A 26,361-nucleotide genomic window follows, 5' to 3' on the forward strand; every position below is an offset into this window, starting at 1 on the left:
GCGCTGTGTCCGTGCGGGCGGCGCTTGTCGCGGCATGGTGCGGGGGCACCACGGCGCGGAACGCAGGCCTATGCTCCTTGTATATCAGAAAGATGGGAAAGGGTGTTATCGGATTTTCAACTTCTGCGCGCGGATGCGTGCTTCGGCAAGGGCGATGAGTAGGGCCGCGCCGCCAAGGCACCACAGGGGGCCGAATTTCGGCCATATGGTTACAGCGAAGGCGGCCGCAATGCTGCCCACGGCGTAGGCAAGGCTAACGCGCCCATGCGACCAACCCGCGTCGCTATGCAGGCGCTGGTACACGTGGGAGCGGTGGGCGCGGAAAATATTCTCCCGCCGCAGCACGCGGCGGGAGATGGTGTAGGCGGCATCACATGTTATGGGTAGCGTGACGGCAATCATGCCCGCCGTGGCGTGCGGGGATGGCGCGTGCAGCAGGGCAAGCGCCACCGACCCGCCAAGAAAGGTGCTGGCCGCATCGCCCATGAAAATTTTCGCGGGCGGCAGGTTCCACGGCAGAAATCCCACCACCGCCGCGGCAAGCAGAATCCATGCGGGCTGGTTCATGCTGACGGCGCAAAAGGTGAAGAACACCGCGCTTGTCCCCGCCACAAGGGCGTCCATGCCGTCCATGAAGTTATAGAAATTGATAAGCGCAGTGACCGCGAGGATGCTCACCGCCCATGCACCAGCGTTCCATATCCCTTCCTGAGGGAGAAGGGGCAGGGGCATGGGGCCAAGGGCGATGCACGCCAGCGCCGCCACAGCGATGTGCACGGGCAGGCGCACGGTGGCGGACAGTCCGCGTGTGTCGTCCAGCCAGCCCAGCAGGACCAGCGGCGCAAGCACCGCCAACGACAGGCGCAAGGACTGGGTGGAGAGGACCCCGCCAAGTGCGGCGTCCATGGTGAGAGCCGCGGCGAAGGCAACAATGAAGGCCAGTCCGCCGCCGCGCGGGGTTGGCGTGGTGTGAGAGCTTCTGCCGTTGGGGATGTCCACAATATTGCGGCGCAGGGCCGCGCGCCGAAACCAGCCCGTGAGGGCAAAGGACATAAGGGCGGCAACGGCGCACAGCGCCACTTTATACGCCATGCCCAGCCCCTCCCGCGCGGGTGGTGTGCGCCGCGTACCATGCGGCGGTGGCCGTCAGCCCCTCCTGCGGCGAGAAGGGCGGCGACCACTGGAAGTCGTTGCAGAATCGTGAAGAGTCTACCGTCAGGGAGCCGATGAGGCGGTCCATGGTCGCCCCCTTGCCCACCAACCGTGCGAGGGCGCGCAGCAGGAATGGCGGCATACGCGTCAGGTAGGCGCGCGTATTCAGGGCATCCGCAATGGCGCGGATAAGGTGCGGCGTGGAAAAGGACAGCCCGTCGCTGACAAGGTACGCCGTCCCCGTCCCCTGCGACGGCCCAAGGCTGGCCACAAGCGCGTCGGCAAGGTTGTGGACGTAGATAAGGCTGCGCTGGTTGTCCACGGAACCAAAGGGGAACGGGATGCCGCGTTCAATGCCCTTCATCAGCCGTAAAAAGTTTGCCCCAACGCCGGGGCCGTACACCAGCGGCGGGCGCAGGATGATGGCGCTGAGTTTTGTCCCCTGCGCCGTGTCCATCAGCAGCATTTCGCCGTCGTGTTTGGAGCGGGCGTAGGCGTCCTGCGGGTTTGGCTGGTCATTGTCCGTATAGACGCGCGGTCCGCCCTCACCCAGCACTTTTACCGTGCTCATGAAAACCATGCGGCGCACTCCATGCTCCGCCGCCTGCGCCGCCAGCCGCCCCGTGCCGCTGGCATTGACCCGTGCAAAGGCGTCCTCCGCCGCGTCGCCGCTCTCATCCATTCTATGGACGCGCGCGGCAAGGTGGATGACGGCGTCCGCGCCGCTGAGGGCCGCGCTCCAGTCCGTTTCCGGACCAACATCCGGCACTTCGGTCTGTTCATATTTGTCAGCAGGCGCCGTTGGCGCAACAGGCGGCAGTGGACGCCGGACGATGCCGCGCACCCGGTAGCCGGCGTCCAGCAGGCGGCCCACTGTGGCGCGGCCGATGAACCCATTGGCTCCGGTTACGCATACAATCCCACGCGGCGCCGGGGTCATGCCACGCTCCGTTCGTGCTCGCCTGCGAGCATTTCTTCATACAGGGCCAGTGTGCGGCGGGTGACGGCCTCCACGGAAAATCCATCAAGCACACGCTCGCGCCCCGCCAGCCCCATCTGCTCGCGCAAGCGCTTGGACGTCACAAGCCGGACCAGCGCGTCAGTCAGCGATTCCACATCGTGCGGCGGCACAAGGAAGCCATTCACATTGTGGTGGACAATATCCCGGCAGCCTGGGGCATCCGTCGTTACAATAGGCCGCGCGGCAGAGGCGGCCTCCAGCAGCGACAGCGGCACGCCCTCGCGGTACGTGGTCGGCAGGCAGGCGATGTGGGATTGAGCAAGCAGGGCAGGCATATCCTCTACGTAGCCCTGCCACTCAATATCCGGCTGGCTGGCCCATTCCCGCAGAGTGTGCTGGGAAATGGACGCGGGGTTGTCCTCGTCAGGCCGCCCCGCCAGCACAATACGAAATGGCAATTTCAGCAGCCGCAGCAGTCGCGCCGCCTTCACAAGCTCACCCGCGCCCTTGTCCCACAGCATGCGCGCCGCAAACAAGATAACAGGTGCACCGTCAGGCTCCGGCGTTGGCGCAAAGCGTGAGGTATCCACACCAGACCCCGGAATGAGCGTGGACTGCTCCTGTCGCGCAAGCCCCTCAGCAATAAAAAGGCCCATGTCATCCGGGTTTTGGAAGATGACACGGGTGTCTGCCGGGTGCAGGCTGGTGCGGAGCCAGCGCGACACGCACAGGCGCAGTGCACTGCGTTTCAGCCCGCCGCGCGTGAACACGTATCCAAGGCCGGTCACAGCATTCACCACATGCCGCACCCCAGCGCGCTGGGCGGCAGCAGACCCAAGAAGGATGGGCTTTAACGCCACGTGGTGCACAAGCGTCGGGTTGATGTCGCGGTACAGCGCCGTCAGCGCGCGGATGGACGTGAGCTGGCGCAGTGGGTTGGTGCTGCGCCGGTGGAGCGACAGCGGGTGGTACGTGAAACCGGCCTCGCGGATGGCATCCACATGCGCGCCCGGTGCAGCAATGACATGCACGTCATACCCCGCCGCCTGCGCGGCGCGGGCAAGTGGGGCGCGGTGCTTCCAGAAATACCAGTCTTCCGTGACAAGGTAGGCAATGCTCGGATGCTTCACTGGCGCGTGCTCCCGGTTGCGTCGTGTCGACCAGCGTGATGCATGGAAGGGGGTTCCTTCTTCATACGGTGAATCACGCGCCACGGCAAGGGGGCATCCAGATTTCAAGAGCAAGACCAACCACTTCACTAGCCCTCAGCCCCACCTCTCCCCCTTCCTTCTGTTTCAAACCATCACCATCCCCTATGTTGGGATTTTTCAGGGCAAGGCCCTTAAATCTGCGGAGCATCCGTCTCGCATGCGGCGTTACGACCCGGCCGTGCTGGTGGCAACCGTGTGGCGTTGCAGGAGGGGGGCGGGTTGGCTTGGTGTTGGTGGTTGCGCCGTGCTCTTTGACCTCCGGTGGTTTAAGGATTTCATCCTTAAAAATCCTGTTCATACGCACCGGTGTCCTGTGGATAGGGCGGATTCTATCGTGGCGTGGGATTGGAGCGTTGGCTGGGAGAGGGGAAGGTTATTTGGGGTGGGGAGAAGAGGGGCGGTGGGCATGATGGGCGTGGCACGGAGAGACGGGGGGTAGGGATCAATGGGCGCAGGTCGTGGGGCAGGGCACGGCGTGAACGAAGCGATAAAAAAACCGTTTCCCCACGTTGGGATTTTTAAGGGCAAGGCCCTTAAACCTGCGGAGCAGACGTCTCGCATGCGGCGCAGCGACCCGGCCGTGCTGGTGGCAACCGTGTGGCGTTGCAGGGGGGGGGGGCGGGTTGGCTTGGTGTTGGTGGTTGCGCTGTGCTTTTTGACCTCCGGTGGTTTAAGGATTTCATCCTTAAAAATCCTGTTCATACGCACCGGTATCTTGTGGAAAGGGCGGACTCTATCGTGGCGTGGGATTGGAGCGTTGGCGGGGAGAGGGGAAGGTTATTGGGGTGGGGAGAAGAGGGGCGGTCGGCGTGATGGGCGGTGGGTGTGATGGGCGTGGCACGGAGAGACGGGGGTAGGGATCAATGGGCGCAGGCCGTGGGGCAGGGCACGGCGTGAACGAAGCGATAAAAAAACCGTTCCCCACGTTGGGATTTTTAAGGGCAAGGCCCTTAAACCTGCGGAGCATCCGTCTCGCATGCGGCGTTACGACTCGGCCGTGCCGATGGCAACCGTGTGGCAGCACTCCGCCGCGCATCGCCACCGCCCTCAGTCCTCGCATCGCCATCCTAAGCCTTTGGCCTTCACCACCGACCGCCCTCATCAACCAACGCCGATGAAAAACCGCCCTGCGGCGTGGTGCTGCAGGGCGGTTTGGGTGTGCTTTGTGTTGCGCGTGGTGTTTAGTTGAGCACGTAGCGCATGGGGTTGACGGGCACGCCGTTGAGGCGAACCTCATAGTGGAGGTGTGGTCCAGTGCTTCGGCCGGTGTTGCCGACGTAGGCGATGAGTTCGCCGCGTGTGACCTTCTGTCCGCGCTTGATGGCGATGGAGTGCAGGTGTGCGTAGCGGGTCTTGATGCCGGAGCCGTGGTCGATCATCATACTAAGGCCGTAGCCGCCGTCGCGTCCGGTGAAGATGACGTTACCTTTGGCCGGGGCGTAGATGGGCGTGCCGTTGGGCGCGGAGATGTCGAGGCCTTTGTGGAACTCGCGTTTGCCGGTAAAGGGCGAGGTACGCGCGCCAAAGGGCGAAGACACCCAGCCTTGGACGGGCCAGATGCTGGGGGTTGCGGCCCAGAGGTCCTGATTGCTGCGGATAACGTGCATCAGTTCCTGCTGGCGCACCTCTTCGAGGCGGGCTTCGGTATTGAGCTGATGCAGGAAGTTGTGCATCTTACGGGCGAGGAGTTCCTGTCGGTGCATGGGCAGGTAGCTGTCGGCAAAATCCGTGGATTCCGGCCCGCCGATGGGCGAATCGCTGATGCGGCGGTCTTGGTCCAGATTAATCATAACGCGGAGTTTGGAGTCGAAGTCGCGGATGCGCAGCAAGTCCTTTTCCAGCGTTTTGATCTTTGTCGCAAGGGCGAGGAGCTGGGTTTTCTGCTCCTGAACGGTCTTTTGCGCGTCGTCCAGATTCCGGTCCGCCGTCTTGTAGCTGACGAAGGTGTTCCAGAAAAAAACATTGGACGCGATAAGCGCGATAACAAGACCAGCAAGGGCCATCCCAATCCATCCGCGCAGGCGGAATTTGCTTGAGATGCCCTCGTCTTCCTTGAACACGACGATGTGATATTTCCGAAAAAGCATATGGCTTCTGGAAGAATCCTGTTATTTCGTGATGTTGGGTTGAATCCGGTATACGTAGGTAATCAATTAAAAACTATTGGTTTTTCAGCGTCAAGTCAAGCTGCCAACGCTGCAATGCCTTCAAAACATTTCGCTTCATTTTTGGGTCGTGCCCGCAGGTTTTTTCGATCCAGTCCTGCGTGCGGCTGCGTTCGGTGCTGCCGGCGGAAGGGCAAGGATTCTGCCATACTGGAAGCCCGAAGTCGCGCGCGGCTTTCTTGATGATCTTTTTTTCGATATAGAGAAGCGGACGAATGACTTTGAGCTGGCCGCCAAAAAAATCTTCCGCCATGGACAGGCCGTAGACGTTGCCTGTTTTGAAAATATTCATGAAAAAAGTGGCGGCGAGGTCGTCGGCGGTGTGGCCGAAGGCGAGGTGCGTCAGGTTGTAGTCGCGGCACAGCTCGAACAGGCGTTTGCGGCGCAGCATGGCGCAGTAAAAGCAGGCGGAGCGTTTTTTGTTTTCGTCCGAGTGGGCGCGGGGGCCGTGGTCGGTGACCTCGATGTGTCCGCTGACGCCGCTTTCCCGCAGCCAATCCACGAGGGGGGCGTGGTTTGTGGCGTCGAAGCCGGGATTAACGTGCAGCGCCATGAGTTCAAAGGGAAAGGGGACGATGCGCTGGCGCATGGTGAGAATCTTCATCAGCACCCAGCTGTCCACGCCGCCGGAGACCGCGACGCCAATGCGCGAGCCGGGCTGAATCATCCCGGTTTGCTGCATCAGTTTGCCCGTTGCGCCCAGACATTGCTTTTGGGCGTATGTGAGTTTGCCCCATCGTGCCATATGCTTGTATATCCTTATAAGGTTTCCGGGCAGACGTGCACGCCCGCCGGTAGGTGGTTTCGGACCAGTTCGGTTGGGAATGGATAAAACAAGGCGGGCCGGGGCGCAATGGGAAACTGCTTCATGAGGCCTGTGTATTTATCTTGACAGTTGCCACATGGCGGCATAATAAGACCGATTTTGCCGGAGTGGCTGCGGGGAGAGTTCAACGCCGCATCCGGCGAGAGGGGGAGTTGAGTGAAACGCGCGCACAAATGGGTGCTGCTGCTCTTTGCCGGTCTGGTGGCATTGACCGTGCTCCTTGTGGGGCCGGGCGTTGGCTTCCGGGCCGAGGATCAGGACCATCCGTGGCCTTCTGTCCAGCGTAAGGATGTGACGGGCATTGCCCTGCACAGCCGCGCTGGGGGCTATACGCTGGTGCGCGAGCACGGCACATGGTGGGTGCGTTCCCCCGAGCTTCAAACGTCCCTGCTTGCGGATGAGCGCCGTGTTGCGGCGTTTACTGATATGCTTTTTGGCTCCTGCCCGAAGGAGCGCCTGAGCGCGGACGCCTTGCCCTATGACAAGGCGGAGACAGTGGCGGTTATATCCGTCAACGACGCGCACGCGGCCCATGTGGTCACCACGCCGGAGGGGGTGTTCCTTGAGCATGGCTCGGACGCCTACGCCTTTCCGCAGTGGACCGAGGACGCGTTTTTGCGCCCGGCGTCGTGGTTCCATGACAACCGCCTGCTGGTGTTTGACGTGGACGCCATTGAGCGGGTGGTGGTCAGCCCCCTTGCCGGGGATGAATGGGAAGCCCGCCGCACGGACGACGGCTACGCCTTTGTCCGGCCTCAGCGTTTTGCCGGGGATGGCATTCAGGAGAGCGCTCTGGAGCTGTTTCTGCACCGCCTCTCCTCGCTGACCGCCGATGTTGCGCGCGAGGTCAAGCTTCCGGATGATGCCCAGCCGGACCTGCGTATTCATTTGCAGGGACGCGGCGCGGAGCATGACCTTGGCATTTATATTATGAATGGCGGACGCCTGCTTGCGCGCTCGTCCAGACAGCCCGCATCCTTCCTCCTTGACCAAGCGGGGCTGCATAAATTAGACTTAAATGCTTTTTCTCTTGTTGACCGCCGCCTTTTTGGGTTTTTGCCCGGTACGGTGAGCAAGGTCTCCCTGACGCAGGAGGGCCGGGAATACGGCGTTATGCGTGGGGATGACGGATGGGTCAACGAGATGGGCGACAGAGAGCATGCAGGTATTGACATGCTGCTCTGGCGTCTTACTTCACTGCAATATGAGCTTGGCCCCGCCCCGTTGCCGGACACCGCGACGCGGGCGCTGGATGTGGCACTCACCACAACCGGCAGCGCTGAGTTGAACATTGCCTTTTTCCGCGACCCGGCACTCCCCGTGGGCCAGTGCTGGGTTCGTCCGTCTTCCGGTAGCCAGTGCTACCCCGTGGACGGCAGAATGCTGATTGACTTGGAGGGGCTTCTTCCGGCCTTGACGCAGGCCGGAAGTGGAGCCTGAACCAGTTTATCCCGTGCCTTGCGAAGTGGACGCAAGGCCATAACAAGGAGACATACATGGCACGCATCACCGTCGAAGACTGCCTGGAGCAGGTCAACAATCGTTTCATGATTGTACAGATGGCCATCAAGCGCGTGAAACAGTTCCGCGAGGGCTACGATCCGCTTTTGGAGTGCAAGAATAAGGAAGTCGTTACTGCTCTGCGTGAAATTGCCTCCGGCAAGGTTCTCGCCGAGGAAGACCTCTCAGACGTCGGCGTTAAGGCTGCCAGTAAGTAAGCCATGTCCCAAAGAGATTACTATGAGGTGCTTGGCGTCTCACGTGACGCCGGCGAGGACGAGATCAAAAAGGCCTACCGCAAGCTGGCCTTCCAGTACCACCCGGATCGCAATCCCGACGACGCCGAGGCGGAAACCAAGTTCAAGGAAGCCGCAGAAGCCTACGAGGTCTTGAAGGACGCTGACAAGCGTGCCACCTACGACCGCTTTGGCCATGCTGGCATGAACGGTTCCGGCTTTGGCGGCGGCTTCTCCAATTCCGAAGACATCTTCTCGTCGTTCAGCGACATCTTTGGCGATTTGTTCGGCTTTGGCGGTGGCGGCGGCGGACGTGGTCCGCGCCCGACCGCCGGTGCGGACCTGCGCTATAACCTGACTATTTCCTTCCGCCAGGCGGCCAAGGGCGACGAAGTCACCCTGACCATCCCCAAGCAGGTGCATTGCCCCGAGTGCGATGGCACCGGCGCGGAGCCGGGCACCAGCCCGGAAACGTGCCAGCAGTGTGGCGGTAGCGGACAGGTTGTGCAGTCGCAGGGCTTCTTCCGCGTGGCTGTGCCGTGTCCGGTGTGTCATGGCCGTGGTCAGGTCATCCGGTCCCTGTGTCCGCGCTGTAAGGGCGATGGCACCGTGCCCGAGACCCGCGAGCTTTCCGTGCGCATCCCCGCCGGTGTGGACAGTGGTTCCCGCCTGCGCCTGCGCGGCGAGGGCGAACCCGGTGAATACGGCGGTCCCCACGGTGACCTGTACGTAGTCATCTACGTGGAGGAGGACGAGGTTTTCGAACGTCAGGGGCAGAACCTGATCTACCGTTTGGAAATCGACTTCACACAGGCCGCCCTTGGCGAGACCGTGGAAGTCCCCACCCTCGACGAGCCGACCACCCTGCACATTCCCGCCGGAACGCAGAGCGGCAAGGTGCTGCGTCTGCGCGACCTTGGTCTGCCGCATATTGGCCGCCAGCCGCAGGGCGACCTGCTGGTTGAGGTGAATGTGAAGACCCCGCAGGACCTCACCAAGGAGCAGGAAGAACTCCTGCGCGAGTTCGCTCGCCTTGAGGAGGAGAAGCAGGGCAAGCCGCTGAACCGGGCCAAACAGTTCTTCAAGAAGGCCGTTGGCAAGGCCATGGGAGAGTAGGGCATATGTCGGGCAAGCTTTCGCACATTGATCAGGACGGCAACGCATGCATGGTTGACGTGGGCCACAAGGCGGAAACCCAGCGCACGGCCATTGCCGAGACGCGGGTTATCCTCTCGCCCGAGACCTTTGCCCTGCTGTCCGAGGACGCCTTGCCCAAGGGCGACGCCCTCACCACCGCAAAAATTGCGGGCATCTTTGCCGCCAAGAAGACGGCCGAGCTGATTCCCATGTGCCATCCGCTGCCGCTGTCCTATGTGGATGTGCGGTTTACGGCGCTGGAGGAGTCCTCGACCATCGTCATTGAGGCCGAAGCCCGCACTGCCGGCCAGACCGGTGTCGAGATGGAAGCGCTGACCGCCGCGCAGGTGGCCGCGCTGACCGTGTACGACATGTGTAAGGCCGTGCAGAAAGACATTATCCTCTCTGATTGCCGCCTGCTGTACAAAAGCGGGGGCAAGAGCGGAACCTACGACGTCCGTTAGGACGGCGTGCAGACAAGAGCCACCAAGGGGCCGTGCGGCAATGCCGCGCGGCCCCTTTTGTTTTGCGCAAGGGTTTCGTATGGTGGTCAGGTTGTTGAAAAGACAGGGTGTTCACAAGTCAGGGCGAACACGCGCGGGCAAAGCGCAAGGCCGGCGCGCCGCTACAGGGCGCGATGGTTTGGAGCTTTGACGGAAAAGCGCGAGCGCTGTTGTGGACAGCCTGCGAGATGAGCGCGCCGCCGTGGCGCGCTTTGGCGTTGACGTTGTCCGGAAAGAAAACACGGTCCGGTTGGTAGTCCGGGCGCACGTGTCCTGCGTGTCAGTAACCTTCCCCCCTTGGGTTGTCCGTTTCCGGATGTGCACCACAGTGAAAGGGGAAAACCACATGGAGTTCTATCGCACGAGTTTTTCAATTGTTTTTGAGGACGGCTTTTGGGTTGGGTACGCGGAAATACGGTATCAGGACACCTTTCGCGTGGCGCGCTGCGTTTTTGGCGCGGAGCCGACCGGCCCGGAGATAGCCGCCTTTGCCACTGGTCCGCAGTATCAGCGGCTGGCCTTTTCGCGTCCATTTGCGGCGCAGGAGCGGACGCGCCGGGCGGCGAATCCAAAGCGCCGGCACCGCGAAATAGCGCGTGAGCGCAAGGCCGCCTACGGCGTGAGCAAAGCGCGTGACGCCGCCAAAGAGCAGTATCTGGAAGACAAACAGATGCGCAGGAAGGCGGCGCGGCAGCGCCGTGACGCACTGCGGGAGCGCCGCTTTGCCGAGCGGCAGGAGAAGCGGCGGCAAAAGCGCCGGGGGCATTAGCGCCGCAGGACAGGGCGCATGACAAAATGGCGCGCAGACGCCAGCGGAATCGTCATCGCGGCGTATTACGTCGCCCCGCCTCCTTGCCCGACGAGGAGCATCAGGTCGTCAAGGTTCGGCGGTCCGCAGGCTGCGGGCTGGTAGTCGAGGAATTGTTTGAGGATGATTTCCCCGCAGCCGGGCGAAAAGTAAAAGACGCTGTACGGGCGGTCGTCCACGTTGAGGGCGTACATTTGCATATCGTTCGCTGCCGTGTTTTGATTCACGGCGTGGATAAACTTGTCCTGAAGCCGGGCGGTTTCCCCGGCCGCGACATCCTGCATACTGAGTGTTATGCGGTACCAGTCCATGGCTCCTCCTTGGTGCGGGGCGTGGACGGACAACGGATGAATTTTGATGTATCACCGAATATGCTACATCAGATTGAGGAAAAACGGCAAACCACAAGCGGTTTGCCATCCCCAAAAAAAGCTCTCGTAAGGAGACGTGAAATGAGTAAGACCACAGCGAATTTGGAAGCGGCGTTTGCCGGTGAGTCTCAGGCCAACCGCAAGTACCTTGCCTTTGCTGAGAAGGCCGATAAGGAAGGGCTGGCACAGGTTGCCAAGCTGTTCCGCGCAGCCGCCGCTGCGGAGACGGTGCACGCGCATGCGCACCTGCGTCTGCTCAAGGGCATCGGGTCCACCAAGGAAAACCTGATGACCGCTATCGCTGGCGAGACGCATGAATTCAAGGAAATGTACCCGGCCATGATTGAGGACGCCAAGGCCGAGGGCGAGCGCGCGGCAGAGCGGTACTTTGGCTTTGCCAACGCCGTTGAGGAAGTGCACGCCTGCCTGTACGAAAAGGCGCTGAATGACCCCGAAGGTCTGCCCGCCACGGAATACTACGTTTGTAGCGTGTGCGGCCACGTGCACGAAGGCAAGCCCACGGAGAAGTGTCCTGTCTGTAGCGCCAAGCCCGAGGCCTATTTCCTCGTGGACTAATGGCGCAGACGAGCCAATACGGCGCGGCTTGTGGCATTGACACTGGCCGCGCCTGTGCGCGCCGTGCTGCCGTGTGTGGCGGCTGCGGCGCGCAAAATATGATTGACCGTCCCCGGCCGTGCCGTGGGCGGTCTTTTTTTATGGCGCGGGGCCAGTGGATTTGCGGTGGCTGTGGGTTAGCGTCTGCCGCCACCCATACCGCGTCCGCCGCCACCGCCCATGCCGCGACCGCATCCGCCACGGCCGCCTCGGCCACCGCCCATACCTCGGCCCATGCCGCATCCTGCGCCCCGTCCGCCGCCTTGGCCCATGCCCTGACCTCGGCCCTGTCCGGACTGCGGCGTGGTGGGTGCGGTCTGGCCGGATTCGGCCTGTGCGAGGGCGTCGCTGCATGTGGCGGCGTCTACGGTGATGATGCGCAGCCCCGCCTGCGTCAGCGCGGCTTCGGCCTTGGGGCCAACGCGGCCGGTGATAACGGCCTGCACGCCAGCGTCCACAACGGTCTGCGCGGCCTGAATGCCCGCGCCCTGCGGCTGTGTTGCGGCGGTGTTTTCAACGGCTGTGGTCTGCCCGGTTTCCGTGTCGTGGATGAGAAAGACCGGGGCGCGGCCAAAACGCGGGTCCAGTGCGCTGGTGAGTTCGGGGCCGGTACTGCTGATTGCATACTTCATGAGGAAAACCCTCCTGTTTTTGTGTGTTGCTTTGTTGCTTTGAAGTGAGCAAAGGCTGTGCCGGATGGTGAAAGTCAAGGAATACAGATATTTATGATTTTGCCTTGTTCTGAATAGGCGCATGTTTCGCCTGTTTCTGGGCGAGTCTGGGCGCAATGTGCGCCCAGACGAAAAAGCCCCCGCGCGGGTGCACGGGGGCTGGAAGTGCCGGAAAGGGGCAGGTTGGGCGTTTACCAGACGCTGCGGACTTTGACGCCGCGCTGCTGCATTACGTCCTTGCATTGGCGGATGGAGTATTCGCCGTAGTGAACAATGGAGGCGATGAGCGCCGCCGAGGCGTGGCCTTCGGTGATGGCGTCGGCCATATGTTCTGGCGTGCCAGCACCGCCGGAGGCGATGACCGGAATGTGGACGGCGTCGGCTATGGTGCGGGTCAGGTTCAGCTCGTAGCCGTCCTTGGTGCCGTCCGCGTCGATGGAATTGACGCAGAGTTCGCCTGCGCCAAGGGCTTCGGCGCGCTTCGCCCATGCGATGGCGTCCATCCCCATATGTTTGCGGCCACCGTGGATGACGATTTCATAGCCCGAGGGAATGGCCTCGGACACGGGGACGCGCAGGACGTCCATGCCCACCACGATGCACTGCGAGCCAAAGGCCGCCGCGCCTTCGGAAATGATGTCCGGGTTCTTTACGGCGGCTGAGTTGACGGAAATCTTCTCCGCACCGGCAAGGAGCACGTCGCGCATATCGCTGACGGTGGAGATGCCGCCGCCAACGGAGAAGGGGATGAAGATTTCCTGCGCCACGGCTTCCACAACCTTGAGCATGATGCCGCGGCGCTCGTGCGAGGCCGTGATGTCGTAGAAGACCAACTCGTCCGCGCCTTCCTCATAGTAGGTGCGCGCGGTGTCCACCGGGTCGCCGATGTCGATGTTGTCCTTGAACTTAATGCCCTTGGTCAACCTGCCGTCGCGGACATCAAGGCACGGGATGATGCGTTTACTCAGCATCTTTGACCTCCAGGCAGTAGTCGTGGAAATTCTTGAGCAGGGCAAGGCCGGGCCTGCCGCTCTTTTCGGGATGGAACTGTACGGCCCACAGACCTTCGCGCCCGTGCATGGCGCAGAATTCGTGCCCGTAGGTGGTGGTGGCCAGAACATACTGCGCGTCCGCGTCCGGGTAGTAGCTGTGTACGTAGTAGAACTCCGCACCCGGCTCAATGCCCCGGAACAGGCGCTCGTCGGGATTCTTCGGCGTGACGGCGTTCCAGCCCATATGCGGGATGCGCACGGGGGTGCCGTCCTCTTCGGTCATGTCGCCGGTAAAGCGGCGGCAGATGCCGGGGATGATGCCGAGGGTGGTGGTGGTGTTCTCCTCCGACGAGTCCAGCATAATCTGGCAGCCCACACAGATGCCAAGAAGGGGCTTGCCGCTGTCGATAAGCGAGGAAAGTACGGAGTCCAGACCGGTGGAGGTCAGTTCATTCATGGCCTGACCTGCCGCCCCCACACCGGGAAAGATGACGCCGTCCGCACTGCGCAGAACGTCGGCATTGTCCGTGATGGTGCATTCTATGCCCAGATGGTCGAGGGCGCGGCGGACGGAAGTCTGGTTTCCGGCCTTGTAGTCGAGTATTGCGAGCATGTCTTTCTCCTTCGTAGAACTCAGCAAATTAGACAATATGCGGCTGCAATACAAGTGCGGGATTGGCTCTGCGCCATTTTGCGCCGCCGCTCACTGGTGGAGCGCATCCGCGCGCGTGGGGGTTGCCCTCATGTGGGGCGGGAGTATACAAAGCTGGTTTGCGTAGCACAAACCACAACCAACGGAGATGGTATGTATATAGTGACCGGCGGCGCGGGCTTCATCGGCAGCGCCTTTGTGTGGAAGCTCAACGAGATGGGCATTCATGACATCGTGGTGGTGGATGACCTCGGCACCGGAGACAAGTGGCGCAACCTTGTGAACCGGACGTATATGGACTTCGTGCACAAGGATATGTTCCTTGAGATGATTCTGCACGAGGATCTGCCCTTTGACGTGGACGCCATCATCCATATGGGCGCGTGCTCCTCTACCACGGAGCGTGACGCCAATTACCTGATGGAAAATAATTACCGCTATACGATGACGCTGGCGCACTTTTGCCTTGAGCACGACGTGCGCTTTATCAATGCTTCCTCCGCCGCAACCTACGGTGACGGCGCGCTGGGCTTTGATGACGACCCGGCGGGCATCCCTGCGCTGAAGCCGCTGAACATGTACGGCTACTCCAAGCATTTGTTCGACCTGTGGTCCCTGCGTACGGGCGCGGTGGACAAGCTGGTCAGCCTGAAATTCTTCAACGTGTTCGGCCCCAACGAGTACCACAAGGGTGACATGAAGTCCGTGGTGTGTAAGGCCTTCTCGCAGATTGGCGATACCGGGGCCATGCGCCTTTTTGCCTCGGAGCGTGACGACTACCCCGACGGCGGCCAGAAGCGTGACTTCATCTATGTGAAGGACTGCGTGGATGTGATGTGGTGGCTGCTGAATAATCCGCAGGTGAACGGCATCTACAACCTTGGCACTGGCTCCGCCAGAACGTGGAACGACCTCGCCCGCGCGGTGTTCAGTGCCATGGATGTGCCCGAGGATATCCAGTACATCGATATGCCCGAGACCCTGCGCGGCAAGTATCAGTACTTTACTGAGGCCAGCATGGATCGCCTGCGCGGGGCTGGTTGCCCTGTGGACTTTGCGCGCCTTGAGGACGCGGTTGCCGACTACGTGGGGAACTACCTCGCCACGGGCGATCCGTACCTGTAGCCGCGAAGGCCGGGCGGGCTGGTTCGCCCACACGATTTGAAAAAGGAAACGCCGGGTGCGCAGTGCGCATCCGGCGTTTTGTGTGCTGTGTGTGCTGCGGCTACAGGCCGGGGAGTTCCACGGGCGGAAAGTCCGCGGCGTCCAGCTCGTGCCCCAGTTTGGAGAACAGGCGTGGTTCCAGCATTCTGCGGCCCTTGCTGGGACCGTCCACAGGAGTAAGTTCCTTGCCGTCGTAAGTGATGCTGGTGATGAGCGGTTCGTCAAAGCCGAAGTCCGTGAAGGTGTCCACGCTGACGTTCAGCAGGGCCGACCGGAAGTCGCCTTCGAGGGCTGGCAGGGTAAAGGTCTGCGTGCCCTTGTCGACAGAACCGAGCAGAATAAGCACCTCGTCCTTGGCAATTTGGGTCAGGAAGGGGCTGAGGTGCACCGGCGAGGGCGTGGCCGCGACATTGTCGGGGTACAGCTCAACTTCGGGCACGCCGTCGATGCAGGCCGTCATTTTGAGGCTGTTTTCAAAACAGTAGGCGGCGCGGTGGTACAGGCGGTGGGCATTCCACCAGCCGGACCACGAAAAGCCCACAGCCTCCGCGAATTTTCCTGCAAGCTCCTCGTCAAAGTAGAGAATGCCCTTAAAACAGTTGTTGGCGAAGTAGGGCGTGTTGTTCTTGCCGAGACAGTGCTTGTAAATCTTGTGGACAAAGCGCTTCGGGATGGACGTGATAATCACATTATTCTTGTATCCCGCGATATCGATTCGTAGTTCCATATCGTCTCCTCCGGTCACATAGCAATGACAGGCATCCTGTGGTGTAAAGGATTACCTAACCACCGCTTTTTCCTTTAGGCAAGGAAAATCGAAGAAGGCAACTGTCCGCCCGCTTACACTTTACGTTTAAACAGCCGCTCCAGGTCGCTGAGGCCCCACTGTACCTGCACGGGGCGGCCATGGGGGCAGTAGTCTTTGCCCGGGGTGGCGCGCCATGCTTCCAGCAGGGCAAGGGCTTCGTCGCGGGCAAGGGTTTGGTTGGCCTTGACCGCCGCTTTGCATGACAGCATGGCCCACAGGTCAGTGATGCCCTTGGCTTGTTCGCTGAGGGCGGCGCGCAGGTAGTCCTTGGCCCGTGCCGCCGTGAGCAGCGCGGGGATGGCCGTTACCGCAAGCAAGGTGTCCGAGCGGCGCTCTAGGGAGAAGCCAAGGCGGCTCAGGTCCGCCCATATCTCATCCAAAAGCGCGCCCTCGGACGGGTGCAGGGCCAGTTCCAGCGCAATGGCCAGCGGCTGGCTGTCGCCGCGCTCTCCCGCCTGTTCAAAGGTGTGGTAGAGCACGCGCTCGTGCGCGGCGTGCTGGTCGACAAGGGCGAGGGTGCCGTCCCGGTAGCGCAGGATGAGGTACGTGTCCGCCAACTGGCCGAGGTACTCACTCCCATCGCTTGACGGCGCGGCAAAGATGGGCGGGGCTGTTTCGCCAACGGAGTCGTACAGGTCCGCGTTGCTGGATACGGCAGGCTCATGCATGGCCGCGGCGCGCGAGGCGTCCGGCGCAAGGTCGAGGAAGTTTTCGCGCTCGGTCATGCGCTTGAATTCGGAGTAGGTGGAAAAGCCGGGGCGCGTGTCGTCAAAGTCCGCCGCGTGCGCGGAACCGCCGGATACCGGCTCATAGGCCGAACGTGACGCCGGACGCGTCGCAGCGGGGGCCGAGGCGCCAAACGAGGAGGGCGCACCAGTGGACGGGTCTGACGCCGCGCCAAAGGAATCGGGCATGGCGTCCATAGAGTCCATGGCGCTGGCCGTTCCGGAGGAGCCGGGGGCGTTCCCTGCGTGGTCTGGCACACTGACGTCTTCGGCGTAATGGGGCTGAGCCGAAGCGTCCAGCGCGGTGATGATGGCGCGGCGGATAACGGAGAATACCGCCCGCTCGTCCCGGAAGCGGACCTCGGTTTTGGCCGGGTGAACGTTGACGTCCACATGCTCGGGCGGGACTTCCAGAAAGACCACGGCCTGCGGGTATTCGCGGGTGAGCAGGCGGCCTGTGTAGGCCTCGCGTACTGCGCGCAGGAGCACCTTGTCCGTCACGGGGCGGTTATTCACATAAAAAAGGATGCGGTCCGCGCGGGCCTGCGCCGTACGGGGGCTGCCCGTGACGCCGTGGGCGCGGTAGCCGTTTTGCTCGTGGGCAAAGGGCATCAGCCCGTCGGTGATGGCGGGGGGCCACGCAGCGGCAAGGCGCTTGGCAAGGTCCTGCCCCGCGCTGAAGGTGTAGACCTTGCGCCCGCCCACGGTCAGCTTCATGCGCACATCAAGGCGCGTGAGGGCAAGGCGGAAAAAGGCGTCCTGACAACGGCGGGTCTCCGTGGCAGGCGTTTTGAGGAATTTGAGGCGCGCCGGGACATTGGCGAACAGGTCGCGGATTTCAATGCGCGTTCCCTCGCGCAGCATGGCCGGGCCGGAGTCCGCCGTCCGCCCTGCGTCCACTTCCACAAAGGAGCCGGAGTCCTCGCCGTGGGGGACGGAGGTGATGCGCATGCGCGACACCGATGCGATGGAGGGCAGCGCCTCGCCGCGAAAGCCAAAGCTGCGGATGGTGTTCAGCTCGCTGATGTCGGCAACCTTACTGGTGGCGTGGCGGGTGAGGGCGAGGTGCATCTCGTCCTGCGTCATGCCCCAGCCGTTGTCCTGAATGTCGATAAGCCCCTGTCCGCCTTGCTCGATGGTGACGGTCAGGCTCGTTGCTCCGGCGTCGAGGCTGTTTTCCATCAACTCCTTGAGCACGCTTGCGGGGCGCTCCACCACCTCGCCGGCGGCGATTTGGTTTTGTAGTTCCGGGGACAGAATATGAATAGGCCGTTTGGTCAGGGCTGTCTGTGCGGTGTCGGTCATGGGTCGGTTGTACAAGAAACGTCAGGAGCTTTCCACCATTGTGTTCTATGGGGTGGAAAGCTCTCATCATGGCAAAAGGGTGCGTGGATTCAGGGGATTGCGGGCGGGCGTTTGGGAGCTGGGCGTAACGTGCGTGTGGCGGGGCACGCAAAACGGGCGTGGGTGGAGGAAGGAAAAGGCGCGGGGGCAGACCTCGCCACGTTGACGCGCGGAGAGAAGATGCCACTTGGGCGCTGGGGCGGGCGAGGTTTTCGTGTGCGGGCGGGCCTTGCCGCTCAGGCGCGCCACGCAAAACGGGCGCGGAAGCTAAGCTCCCGCGCCCGGTGATGGTGTGGTGTGCGCCGCGCGCTACAGGGACAGGCCCAGCAGCGTGATGCGCGCCTCAAAGCGTGCTTCGTCGTCGGTCTGCGTGGTGAGCAGTTCCAGCGCGTAGCACTGGTGCGTGTAGATAAGGCGTAGGGTCTTTTCCAGATCCGTCGCGGCCTCAATATCCGTGCGGTACAGGAAGTCCACGGTCCAGTTGGGATTGATGATCCACGCCATGCCGAACTTGAGCTGGCGCAGACGCTCGCGGTCCTGCCGCTTGTACTCGTCCAGCGCTTCCTGAAAGTCCACACCAAAGGATGCGCGCATCATCTGGGGGATTTCGTAGGTCAGAAAGTGCTCGTGCTCGGTCATGTCGCCAAGGTAGGGCGAGAACATGGTGCGGCTGGTCCAGCTCACGTTCTCGTTGTAGCGGAATTGGGCCTCGGCGAGGAAATCCGAGAACGGGCGGCGCTCGTATTCGTCGCGTTCGTCCTCGCGGGTGGCCTCGCGGCGGTCGTAGCTCTGTTCAAGGCGCAGACGCAGGAAGTCCAGATAATCCACAACCGGCTTGTAAGCAGTGGTGTCGCCGTCGGTGTACGGGGCGATGCGCACGCGCCTGCGGTCGAGGACGTTGGTCACGGAGTAGGTGATTTCGTTTTGGGCATCCAGCCTGTCGAGGTCGTCGTAGTAGGGATTGTCGTCCTGTCCGACGTAGGGCATCCAGTCGTAGTCCACGCGGGGCTGGATGGAGTGGCGGATGCGCTGCCACGAGCTTTTGCCGTCGTTTTCCTCGGTGGCTTCCAGCGTGTTGGAACCAAGGTCGTATACGCGGGACAGCTCCGTAAAGGCGCTGACGGTAAAGTTCGGCAGGTGGCGCATGCGCAGGTCTTCCGCATCGGTGCCGCTTTCGTACTCGTCCTCAATGTAGAGGGTTTCGCGCAGTCCGGCGGTGGGGATGACGGATATGGGACCAACCTCAAAGGGCAGGCTGAGGGACGGTTCGGCTTCCACACGCATGCCGGAGTCGCCCTTGGCGCGCCAGAAGTAGCCCGAGGACGAATCCATCATGAACTCAAGGGGCAGCCCTTCAAGCAACTGGTCCTTCCAGACAAAGCCGAAGAGTTCCGGTAGGCGCTGGAGGGTGGGGTTGTCGTCGGGGTCGTGGTTGTCGTTCATGTAGGCGAAGTTCTGGGTGTATTCCAGACGGCCCGCCACGCCCACGCGGTCCCACGAGCGGGAAACGAGCAGGGTGGAGGTGCGTTCCTCGGCGTCGGCGTCGGCGATGTCGCGGCCGAATTCGTCAAGGAAGACGCTTTTTGTGCGGTCGAAGCCGGTTTTTCCGGCCTTAAATTCGCGCAGGTAGTTCTGGTCCGAGGCGTAGTCGATGTCCAGCTTCACCTTCCAGTCGGGGTTCGGCAGGTGGCCATCGAACTTGCTGCGCACCCAGAAGCGGTTGCGGTTGGGGCGGATGAGGCCGTCGTCGTCAAACTGCGAATCCTCATCGGACTCGGAGTTGGCGCGGATGCTGTCGTGCAGCCAGTCCGCCTGCCAGACGCCCTTGGTGTCGGCGTCCGGGGTGTTGCGGTACTCAAGGCCCTGCTGCAGGCCGCGTTTGGCCATGAAATTCTCGTAGAACGTGGCGTCCTGCTCGTCGTCAATGGCCCAGTAGATGGGCTGATTGTAGAACACGCCATTACGCGAGCTGGCGCCGAACTCCGGCAGCAGGAGGCCGCTTTGGCGTTTGGTTTTGGCGGGCAGGATGAGGTAGGGCGAGTACATCATGGATGTGTTCCCCACCTTGAAGGTGGAGTTCTTGAGCCATGCGTAGCCCTCAATGGTGACTTCACCCTCGTCCATGTCGATGGACCATGCGTCGTCCGGGTTGTCACAGGCTGTGACCGTGGCGGAGCGGAAGCTGTAGGTGTCGCCCTCATGCTTTTCGATGCGGGCGCCGGAGAAGTAGAGGTGGGCGTCGTCTACGTAGACGAACCCGTTTTTCAGCCAGCCAACTTGGGCGTTGAGGTCGAACTCGGCTTCGTCCGCGGTCATGCGGTCCGCGGTCCAGACGGCTTCCACATTGCCCTTCAGGTAGACCCAGCCGGTTTTTTTGTAGTACCGGGCAAAGTCCGCAGTAAGGTAGCGTTCGCCCTGCGTGAGGCGGACGTTGCCTTTGGCCTCGATGATTTCGGGGTCATGCTGGGCGGCGAGGTGGTCGGCGCGGAGCTGCCATGCGGAGGCCTCATGCGAGGCGGACTGGTCCTCATGCCGGGCGGGCATGTCTGCACCTGCAGGCGCGGCAGTGGCGGCGCCAAGGGGCGCCATCACGACACAGGTCAGCAAAAGTAGTGTTAATACGGCCTTTTTGGGGAGCCGAGTGCGGATCATTGAAGTCATGATCGTCCGTGCGTTATAGGGTACAAGCGAATAGAGGCACAGCGGCCGTCACCTAGCGACATCCGGGCACGTACCATAGGTCCGTTGAAATGAACAGTAGGCATAAGGATGGAAATTTCTTATACATGCACCCGACACAAAGGTGCAACCACCCGCCCCACGCAACTTCACGAGGACCTCATGCCTATTGCCTACAATCATCTCGAAACACTCGTTCACCCAGGCAGAATCGTTGAAAATTGGCGCAAGCTGGAAGCGCGGGGCGGCCATGCCTACGCGGTGGTGAAGGCTGACGCCTACGGCCACGGCCTGCGGGAAGTGGCGCGGGCGCTTGCCGCCGCCGGCGCGCATACGCTGTGCGCCGGGACTGTTGAAGAGTCCGTCAGCATCCGGGGGATGGGGTATGAGGGGTGCGTTGTGTCCCTGCTTGGTCCCCAGCTGGATGAGGATTTCGCCGCCGCCATCCGCCAACGCATTGTCCCGTTCATCGCAGACGCCGAGCAGTTGAAACGGCTGGACGCGGAGGCCGCAAGCCTGAACGTGGTCCAGCCCATATCAATTAAAATAGATACCGGCATGGGGCGTCTTGGCTTTCGGGCCGAGGACGCGCAGGCCGTGGCGGACCTCTTGGACGGGCTGTCCCATGTGAAGGTAGCGGGCGTAAGCTCGCACCTTGCCTCGGCGGATATGCCGCAGGACAGGGCCGCGGTAGAGGCGCAGAACGCGCGCTTTTGCGACGCCGTGCAGGTGCTGCGGTCTCGCGGGCATGAATTTGAAGCGAACCTCGCCAACTCCGCCGCACTGCTGGCCTACCCGGAGATGCATCACGACGCCCAGCGTCCCGGACTGGCGCTGTATGGGTGCAATCCCTTTTGGGGGACGGAGCAGGCCGCGCTTGGCAGCGATTTGGTTCCGGCCATGGATGTGCGCTCGCGCATCTACCAGACGCACGGGCTCCGCGCCGGGGAAACAGTGAGCTATGGACGCACCTTCACCGCCCAGCGCGACATGCGCATTGCCGTCATAGCCGCAGGGTACGCGGACAATTACATGCGCGCCATGTCAGGCGTCGGCGCGGTGTGCGTGCGCGGGCGGCGGGCGCCAATCCTCGGGCGGGTGTGCATGCAGATGACCGCCGTGGACGTGACGGACATACCGGACGCCACGCGCGGCGATGACGTCTGGCTGCTTGGCGGCCCGGACCAGTGCGCCGTGCGCGCCGAGGAGTTCGCCGACTGGTGCGGAACCATCAGTTATGAGATACTCTGCCTTCTGGGCCAGAACCCGCGCCGCTACGCTTGACAGCGCGTGGTGGTTGGCTTATTGACTGCGTTTTCCCTTGCTCTTGCCGATGGCGGTAAGGGCCAATAGACCATGAGGAGTAATTCATGAGAAAGTTCGAGACTTTGCTGCTGCTCTCTCCTGAGCTGTCAGCCGAGGAACGTCAGACGGTTCTCGACACCCTGGGCGCTGTTGTCGACCGCGAAGGCGGCAAGATGCTCACTGTCGACGAATGGGGCATGCGCGACCTCGCCTATGCCGTGAACAAGAAGACCCGCGGCTACTACGTGCGTTTGGAGTACACCGCTCCCGGCCAGCTCGTTGCCGAGCTGGAACGCATCATCCGTATCACCGACGGTATCTACAAGTTTGTCACCGTTCGTCTGGCCGACAAGGTTGAAGCTGAGGAGAACGCATAATGGCTTTCAAAAAGAGATTCACTCCGCGGAAGAAGTTCTGCCGTTTCTGCGCAGACAAGGAACTCCCCATCGATTACAAGCGCCCCGATATCCTTCGTGATTTCGTGACCGAGCGCGGCAAGATCATTCCTCGCCGCATCACCGGCACTTGTGCCAAGCACCAGCGTCGCCTGACCGTTGCGATCAAGCGCGCAAGGCAGATGGCTCTTCTGTACTACACTGCCGTGCACAGCAGTGCTGTCAAGAAAAGGACGCTCTAGGGGAGGCTTGTCATGAAACTGATTCTTCGTGCAGATATCGACAATTTGGGCCGTCTGGGCGACGTCGTTGACGTAAAGCCCGGCTATGGCCGCAACTTCCTTCTGCCTCAGGGCTTTGCCATGGTGGCGACTGAAGCCAACATGAAAGTCTTTGAACTGGAGCGCAAGAAGCTCCAGGAACAGATGGACAAGATCCGCTTCGACGCCGAGGAAATGGGCAAGAAGCTGGAGGACGCCACCATCGTGCTCCGCATGCGTGTGGGCGACGGCGACAAGCTGTACGGCTCCGTCACCAATGCCAACATTGCGCAGGCTCTTGCCGATCAGGGCTTGGAAGTCGACAGGAAAAAGATTATTCTTGGCGACCCCATCCGCTCCCTGGGCCGCTACGGCGTGCCCGTCAAGCTGCACCCCGACGTGCAGTGCGAACTGAGCGTGTGTGTTGTCCGTCACGACTGGGTCGAAGGCCAGCCCATCACTGCCGAAGAGGCAGAGGCTGCCCTGGAAGAACAACCTGAAGCACCCGCCGAGGCTCCGGCCGAGGTAGCGGAAGAAGAAGCTGTAAATGACGCAGGACAGGCCGAAGAATCCGAACAGGCCTAGCAACGATATCTCCCGGTCCCCTCAGGGGACCGGGGGTTCCGCTGTTGCAGATACCCTTTCCAGGGCGTCTGGCGACATGCTGCGGAAAGTCCCCCCCCATAACCTCGAAGCCGAACAGGCGGTTTTGGGGGGTGTTTTTTTAAAGTCCAACGTATTTCATGATCTGGTGGACGTCCTATCCGAGGACGACTTCTATTCACCGGCCCACCGCATCATATTCCGGGCATTTCAGGAATGCTTCCGCAAGTCCATTCCCATGGACCTCTTGACCGTCGCCGAAGAACTTCGGATGCTCGGCAAGCTGGACGAAGTGGGCGGTCCCGTCTATTTGGCGGAACTGGCGGACTCTACGGTCAGCACCTCCAACGCCCTCTACCATGCGAAGATTGTTCGCAACAGGTCGGTTCAGCGCCAGCTTATCGGCGTGGCATCGGACATCATTGGCAACTGTTTCGACAGCGGCAGTGATGTGGACGCGCTCTTGGACGAATCCGAGCAGTCCATCTTTGCCATCTCTGAGCAGCGCTCGAACAAGTCCTTTGTTGCGTCCAAGGAGCTGGTGAACCAGGTTTTTGAAAAACTGCAGGAACTCTACAGCCGCAAGGAACTCGTCACCGGCGTACCCACCGGGTACTACAAGTTTGACGAGCTGACGGCGGGCCTGCAACCAACTGACCTCATTATCATTGCCGGACGTCCCGCAATGGGGAAGACCTCCTTCGCCCTGAACCTTGGGCTGAGGGCGGCTTCCGATTACGGAACGCCCACCGCTGTGTTTTCGTTGGAAATGGGCATGGACCAGTTGATGATGCGTATGCTCTGTACCAAGGCAAGAGTAAACCTTGCAGACATGCGAAGGGGCTTCATCGACGACGAGGCTTGGGCGCGCCTGTACGACGCCGCCGAAGATATGTCAGCCTGTCCCATTTACATTGACGACACACCGGCAATCAGCACGCTGGAGCTTCGCGCTCGTTGCCGCCGACTCAAGGCGGAAAAGGGACTGGGACTGGTTATCGTCGACTACCTGCAGCTTATGCGAGCAGGTCGCACCATCGATTCGCGTGAACAGGAAATCTCCGAAATCTCACGGACGCTCAAGGCTCTGGCGAAGGAAATTCAGGTGCCCGTGATCGCGCTGTCGCAGTTGAACCGTAAGGTGGAAGAGCGCACGGACAAACGTCCCAAGCTCTCGGACCTTCGTGAGTCCGGCGCCATTGAGCAGGACGCCGACATGATCATCTTCCTCTACAGGGACGAGGTCTACAACACCAGCGACGACAATCCCAAAAAGGGTGTGGCCGAAATCATCATCGGCAAGCACCGTAACGGTCCCACCGGCACGGTGGACCTTGCCTTTATGAAGGAACACACGGCCTTCGAGAACCTCGCCGTCCCCGCGGAAGCTGCTGACTACACGAACTCTTGACATCCCCCGCGCAGGTCACACTCAACCGCATCTGGAGCCGACTGTGTACTTCGACAAAGCCGAGACCTACTCCCGTGAGGACATCGAAAAGGTTCAACTCGTCCGACTGCAAAGCACCATTGAGCGTGCACGCAACTCGCGCCTGTATAGGGACAGGCTGAGTGGCGTTTCCGCCTCGGACATCCGCTCCATCGACGACGTGCGTCGTCTGCCGTTTACCACCAAGGACGACCTGCGCGGCAGCTATCCCGATGGGCTGCTGACCGTGCCGCACGAGGACTTTGTGCGCCTGCACGTGTCCAGCGGCACCACCGGCAATCCCACTGCGGTCTATTACACGCAAAACGACCTGAATTCCTGGGCCGACCTCATGGCGCGGTGCATGCACATGATAGGCATCCGGCCCGGCGATACCTTTCAGAATATGAGCGGCTACGGGCTGTTCACCGGCGGGCTCGGCGTCCACTACGGCGCCGAGCGGCTGGGTTGCCTGACTATCCCCTCCGGGGCGGGCAACACCTCGCGTCAGATTAAGCTGATGCAGGACTTCAGAACCAGCGCCATCCACATCATTCCGTCCTACGCGCTGTACTTTGCCGAAGCCCTCGAAAAGCGCGGCATCGACCCGAAAACGGACCTCAACGTGCGCGTTGCGCTCATCGGCGCGGAGCCGCATACCGAGGAGACCCGCCGTAAGATTGAGGACTCCCTCGGCATCAAGGCCTACAATTCCTACGGCCTGTCCGAGATGAACGGTCCGGGCGTCGCCTTCGAATGCGAACATCAGGACGGCATGCACGTGTGGGAAGACGCCTACATCGTGGAAATCATCAATCCCGAGACCCTTGAACCCGTGAAGGAAGGCGAAGTGGGCGAGATTGTCATGACCACGCTGCTGCGCGAGGGCATGCCCATTATCCGCTACCGCACGCGCGACCTGTGCCGCTTTATTCCCGGCACCTGCGCCTGCGGCCGCCAGCACCGCCGCCTCGACCGCATCAAGGGCCGCGCGGACGATATGATGATCCTTAAGGGCGTCAACATCTACCCTATGCAGATTGAGCAGGTGCTCATGGCCATGCCCGAGGTGGGCCAGAACTACCTTATCGAGCTGGATAACGACGGGCACATCGACTACATGCGCGTACGGGTGGAAGTGAAGGGTGAATTTTTCATTGAAGACATGCGCGCGCTGAATGCCCTGCAAAAACGCATTCAGACGTCGCTGCGAAACGAGATACTCATCACGCCCAAGGTGGAACTCGTGGAGGCCAACAGCCTGCCCAAGAGCGAAGGCAAGGCCAAGCGGGTTCAGGACCTGCGCAGCGTGTACTAGGGAGACTGTATGGCTGAGTTCCTTGCGGTTGGCTTCATCGTCATCATGTTTGGCGTTTTGCTGCTGCACATCTTTTCGCTGCCTGCAAACTGGATTGTTTTGATCCTTGTGGGCCTGTGGAAGGTAACGCATCCTGATATGGCGCTCTCGTGGCTGGGCTTTGGCGGTCTTGCCGCCCTTGCGGCCCTTGGCGAGGCGCTGGAATTCGTTATTCGGATGAAAGGGGCTTCCCGTTACGGCGCGTCCACGCGCGGAAACTGGGGCGGCGTTATCGGGGCCATTGTTGGCGCGATATTCGGCGCTGGGTTTCTGCTGGGCGTTGGGGCGCTGCCCGGCGCGCTTATTGGCGCGTTTGGCGGGTGCCTTGCCGCGGAGCGGCTGTCCGGCCGCGACTTTGAGGGCGCGCGCCGCGCCGCTGTGGGCGCCATGTACGGCACCTTCCTTGGCCTTGTGAGCAAGGTCGGCATTGGTGTGGTTATGGCGTGGTACGCCGCCGGGTCGGTCTGGCCCGCGTAAACTGGCATTTCTTGC

General features: G+C 61.5%; 26 protein-coding genes. 14 read left to right on the top strand and 12 right to left on the bottom strand.

Annotated features, from left to right (window positions below):
- Nucleotides 1–105: 105 nt before the first annotated feature.
- The 5 genes from ACI3L3_RS08280 to ACI3L3_RS08300 form a co-directional block, all read right to left on the bottom strand.
- Nucleotides 106–1,092: an MraY family glycosyltransferase gene (locus ACI3L3_RS08280; RefSeq protein ID WP_404844640.1), complete on the bottom strand. Its 987-nt coding sequence runs from the start codon at nt 1,090–1,092 to the stop codon at nt 106–108.
- Nucleotides 1,082–2,092 carry an NAD-dependent epimerase/dehydratase family protein gene (locus ACI3L3_RS08285; protein WP_404844641.1) on the bottom strand — a complete coding sequence of 337 codons (1,011 nt, stop codon included), beginning with the start codon at nt 2,090–2,092 and terminating at the stop codon, nt 1,082–1,084. The genes ACI3L3_RS08280 and ACI3L3_RS08285 overlap by 11 nt, the downstream gene beginning before the upstream one ends.
- Nucleotides 2,089–3,243: a glycosyltransferase family 4 protein gene (locus ACI3L3_RS08290; RefSeq protein ID WP_404844642.1), complete on the bottom strand. Its 1,155-nt coding sequence runs from the start codon at nt 3,241–3,243 to the stop codon at nt 2,089–2,091. Before ACI3L3_RS08290 ends, ACI3L3_RS08285 begins: the two co-directional genes overlap by 4 nt.
- A 1,262-nt stretch (nt 3,244–4,505) precedes the next feature.
- Complete coding sequence (locus ACI3L3_RS08295) at nt 4,506–5,411, bottom strand: M23 family metallopeptidase (RefSeq protein ID WP_404844643.1); 906 nt, start codon at nt 5,409–5,411, stop codon at nt 4,506–4,508.
- Nucleotides 5,412–5,484: 73 nt separating this feature from the next.
- On the bottom strand, nt 5,485–6,234 hold the full coding sequence (locus ACI3L3_RS08300) for an ATP-binding protein (protein ID WP_404844644.1): 750 nt from the start codon (nt 6,232–6,234) through the stop codon (nt 5,485–5,487).
- A gap of 237 nt (nt 6,235–6,471) precedes the next feature.
- Between ACI3L3_RS08300 and ACI3L3_RS08305 the strand changes: the two genes are divergently transcribed.
- The 5 genes from ACI3L3_RS08305 to ACI3L3_RS08325 all read left to right on the top strand — a co-directional run bounded on the left by ACI3L3_RS08305 (nt 6,472) and on the right by ACI3L3_RS08325 (nt 10,460).
- The gene (locus ACI3L3_RS08305) at nt 6,472–7,755 is read left to right on the top strand and encodes a hypothetical protein (protein WP_404844645.1); all 1,284 of its coding nucleotides are present in this window, start codon (nt 6,472–6,474) and stop codon (nt 7,753–7,755) included.
- A 56-nt stretch (nt 7,756–7,811) separates the two neighbouring features.
- Entirely contained in the window at nt 7,812–8,033 is a 222-nt protein-coding gene (rpoZ, locus tag ACI3L3_RS08310; protein ID WP_404844646.1) for a DNA-directed RNA polymerase subunit omega, read from the top strand.
- Nucleotides 8,034–8,036: 3 nt separating this feature from the next.
- Complete coding sequence (dnaJ, locus tag ACI3L3_RS08315; protein WP_404844647.1) at nt 8,037–9,167, top strand: molecular chaperone DnaJ; 1,131 nt, start codon at nt 8,037–8,039, stop codon at nt 9,165–9,167.
- Between the two features lie 5 nt (nt 9,168–9,172).
- Nucleotides 9,173–9,652, top strand: a complete 480-nt coding sequence (gene moaC / locus ACI3L3_RS08320) for a cyclic pyranopterin monophosphate synthase MoaC (protein WP_404844648.1) — start codon at nt 9,173–9,175, stop codon at nt 9,650–9,652.
- Between the two features lie 385 nt (nt 9,653–10,037).
- On the top strand, nt 10,038–10,460 hold the full coding sequence (locus tag ACI3L3_RS08325) for a YjdF family protein (protein ID WP_404844649.1): 423 nt from the start codon (nt 10,038–10,040) through the stop codon (nt 10,458–10,460).
- A 65-nt stretch (nt 10,461–10,525) separates the two neighbouring features.
- Here the strand turns inward: ACI3L3_RS08325 and ACI3L3_RS08330 are convergent, their stop codons facing one another.
- Nucleotides 10,526–10,810 carry a hypothetical protein gene (locus tag ACI3L3_RS08330; protein WP_404844650.1) on the bottom strand — a complete coding sequence of 95 codons (285 nt, stop codon included), beginning with the start codon at nt 10,808–10,810 and terminating at the stop codon, nt 10,526–10,528.
- A 141-nt stretch (nt 10,811–10,951) separates the two neighbouring features.
- On the opposite strand from ACI3L3_RS08330, the gene ACI3L3_RS08335 reads away from it, so the two are divergent.
- Nucleotides 10,952–11,446, top strand: coding sequence for a rubrerythrin family protein (locus ACI3L3_RS08335; RefSeq protein ID WP_404844651.1), 495 nt, complete (start codon nt 10,952–10,954; stop codon nt 11,444–11,446).
- A 176-nt stretch (nt 11,447–11,622) separates the two neighbouring features.
- Here ACI3L3_RS08335 and ACI3L3_RS08340 read toward each other — a convergent pair whose 3' ends face one another.
- The 3 genes from ACI3L3_RS08340 to hisH all read right to left on the bottom strand — a co-directional run bounded on the left by ACI3L3_RS08340 (nt 11,623) and on the right by hisH (nt 13,761).
- Nucleotides 11,623–12,117: a NifB/NifX family molybdenum-iron cluster-binding protein gene (locus tag ACI3L3_RS08340; protein WP_404844652.1), complete on the bottom strand. Its 495-nt coding sequence runs from the start codon at nt 12,115–12,117 to the stop codon at nt 11,623–11,625.
- 230 nt (nt 12,118–12,347) lie between these two features.
- On the bottom strand, nt 12,348–13,127 hold the full coding sequence (gene hisF, locus ACI3L3_RS08345) for an imidazole glycerol phosphate synthase subunit HisF (protein ID WP_404844653.1): 780 nt from the start codon (nt 13,125–13,127) through the stop codon (nt 12,348–12,350).
- The gene (hisH, locus tag ACI3L3_RS08350) at nt 13,117–13,761 is read right to left on the bottom strand and encodes an imidazole glycerol phosphate synthase subunit HisH (RefSeq protein WP_404844654.1); all 645 of its coding nucleotides are present in this window, start codon (nt 13,759–13,761) and stop codon (nt 13,117–13,119) included. The genes hisF and hisH overlap by 11 nt, the downstream gene beginning before the upstream one ends.
- A 192-nt stretch (nt 13,762–13,953) precedes the next feature.
- On the opposite strand from hisH, the gene rfaD reads away from it, so the two are divergent.
- Nucleotides 13,954–14,925 carry an ADP-glyceromanno-heptose 6-epimerase gene (gene rfaD, locus ACI3L3_RS08355; RefSeq protein ID WP_404844655.1) on the top strand — a complete coding sequence of 324 codons (972 nt, stop codon included), beginning with the start codon at nt 13,954–13,956 and terminating at the stop codon, nt 14,923–14,925.
- Between the two features lie 100 nt (nt 14,926–15,025).
- Here rfaD and ACI3L3_RS08360 read toward each other — a convergent pair whose 3' ends face one another.
- The 3 genes from ACI3L3_RS08360 to ACI3L3_RS08370 all read right to left on the bottom strand — a co-directional run bounded on the left by ACI3L3_RS08360 (nt 15,026) and on the right by ACI3L3_RS08370 (nt 20,385).
- Nucleotides 15,026–15,691: a hypothetical protein gene (locus tag ACI3L3_RS08360; RefSeq protein ID WP_404844656.1), complete on the bottom strand. Its 666-nt coding sequence runs from the start codon at nt 15,689–15,691 to the stop codon at nt 15,026–15,028.
- 113 nt (nt 15,692–15,804) lie between these two features.
- The gene (mutL, locus tag ACI3L3_RS08365) at nt 15,805–17,802 is read right to left on the bottom strand and encodes a DNA mismatch repair endonuclease MutL (protein WP_404844657.1); all 1,998 of its coding nucleotides are present in this window, start codon (nt 17,800–17,802) and stop codon (nt 15,805–15,807) included.
- A gap of 348 nt (nt 17,803–18,150) precedes the next feature.
- Nucleotides 18,151–20,385, bottom strand: coding sequence for an LPS-assembly protein LptD (locus ACI3L3_RS08370; RefSeq protein ID WP_404844658.1), 2,235 nt, complete (start codon nt 20,383–20,385; stop codon nt 18,151–18,153).
- A gap of 297 nt (nt 20,386–20,682) precedes the next feature.
- On the opposite strand from ACI3L3_RS08370, the gene alr reads away from it, so the two are divergent.
- The 7 genes from alr to ACI3L3_RS08405 all read left to right on the top strand — a co-directional run bounded on the left by alr (nt 20,683) and on the right by ACI3L3_RS08405 (nt 26,346).
- Nucleotides 20,683–21,804, top strand: coding sequence for an alanine racemase (gene alr, locus ACI3L3_RS08375; protein ID WP_404844659.1), 1,122 nt, complete (start codon nt 20,683–20,685; stop codon nt 21,802–21,804).
- A gap of 86 nt (nt 21,805–21,890) precedes the next feature.
- Entirely contained in the window at nt 21,891–22,202 is a 312-nt protein-coding gene (rpsF, locus tag ACI3L3_RS08380; RefSeq protein WP_404844660.1) for a 30S ribosomal protein S6, read from the top strand.
- A complete protein-coding gene (gene rpsR / locus ACI3L3_RS08385) occupies nt 22,202–22,462 on the top strand; it encodes a 30S ribosomal protein S18 (RefSeq protein WP_404844661.1) in 261 nt (86 codons plus the stop codon). Before rpsF ends, rpsR begins: the two co-directional genes overlap by 1 nt.
- A 12-nt stretch (nt 22,463–22,474) precedes the next feature.
- Complete coding sequence (rplI, locus tag ACI3L3_RS08390; RefSeq protein ID WP_404844662.1) at nt 22,475–23,065, top strand: 50S ribosomal protein L9; 591 nt, start codon at nt 22,475–22,477, stop codon at nt 23,063–23,065.
- On the top strand, nt 23,028–24,494 hold the full coding sequence (dnaB, locus tag ACI3L3_RS08395) for a replicative DNA helicase (protein ID WP_404844663.1): 1,467 nt from the start codon (nt 23,028–23,030) through the stop codon (nt 24,492–24,494). Before rplI ends, dnaB begins: the two co-directional genes overlap by 38 nt.
- A gap of 43 nt (nt 24,495–24,537) precedes the next feature.
- Nucleotides 24,538–25,830 carry a phenylacetate--CoA ligase family protein gene (locus ACI3L3_RS08400; RefSeq protein ID WP_404844664.1) on the top strand — a complete coding sequence of 431 codons (1,293 nt, stop codon included), beginning with the start codon at nt 24,538–24,540 and terminating at the stop codon, nt 25,828–25,830.
- Nucleotides 25,831–25,839: 9 nt separating this feature from the next.
- Nucleotides 25,840–26,346, top strand: coding sequence for a DUF456 family protein (locus ACI3L3_RS08405; protein WP_404844665.1), 507 nt, complete (start codon nt 25,840–25,842; stop codon nt 26,344–26,346).
- The last annotated feature ends 15 nt before the right edge of the window (nt 26,347–26,361 follow it).

The organism is Desulfobaculum sp. SPO524 (assembly GCF_044987625.1).
Classification (GTDB): Bacteria; Desulfobacterota; Desulfovibrionia; order Desulfovibrionales; family Desulfovibrionaceae; genus Desulfobaculum.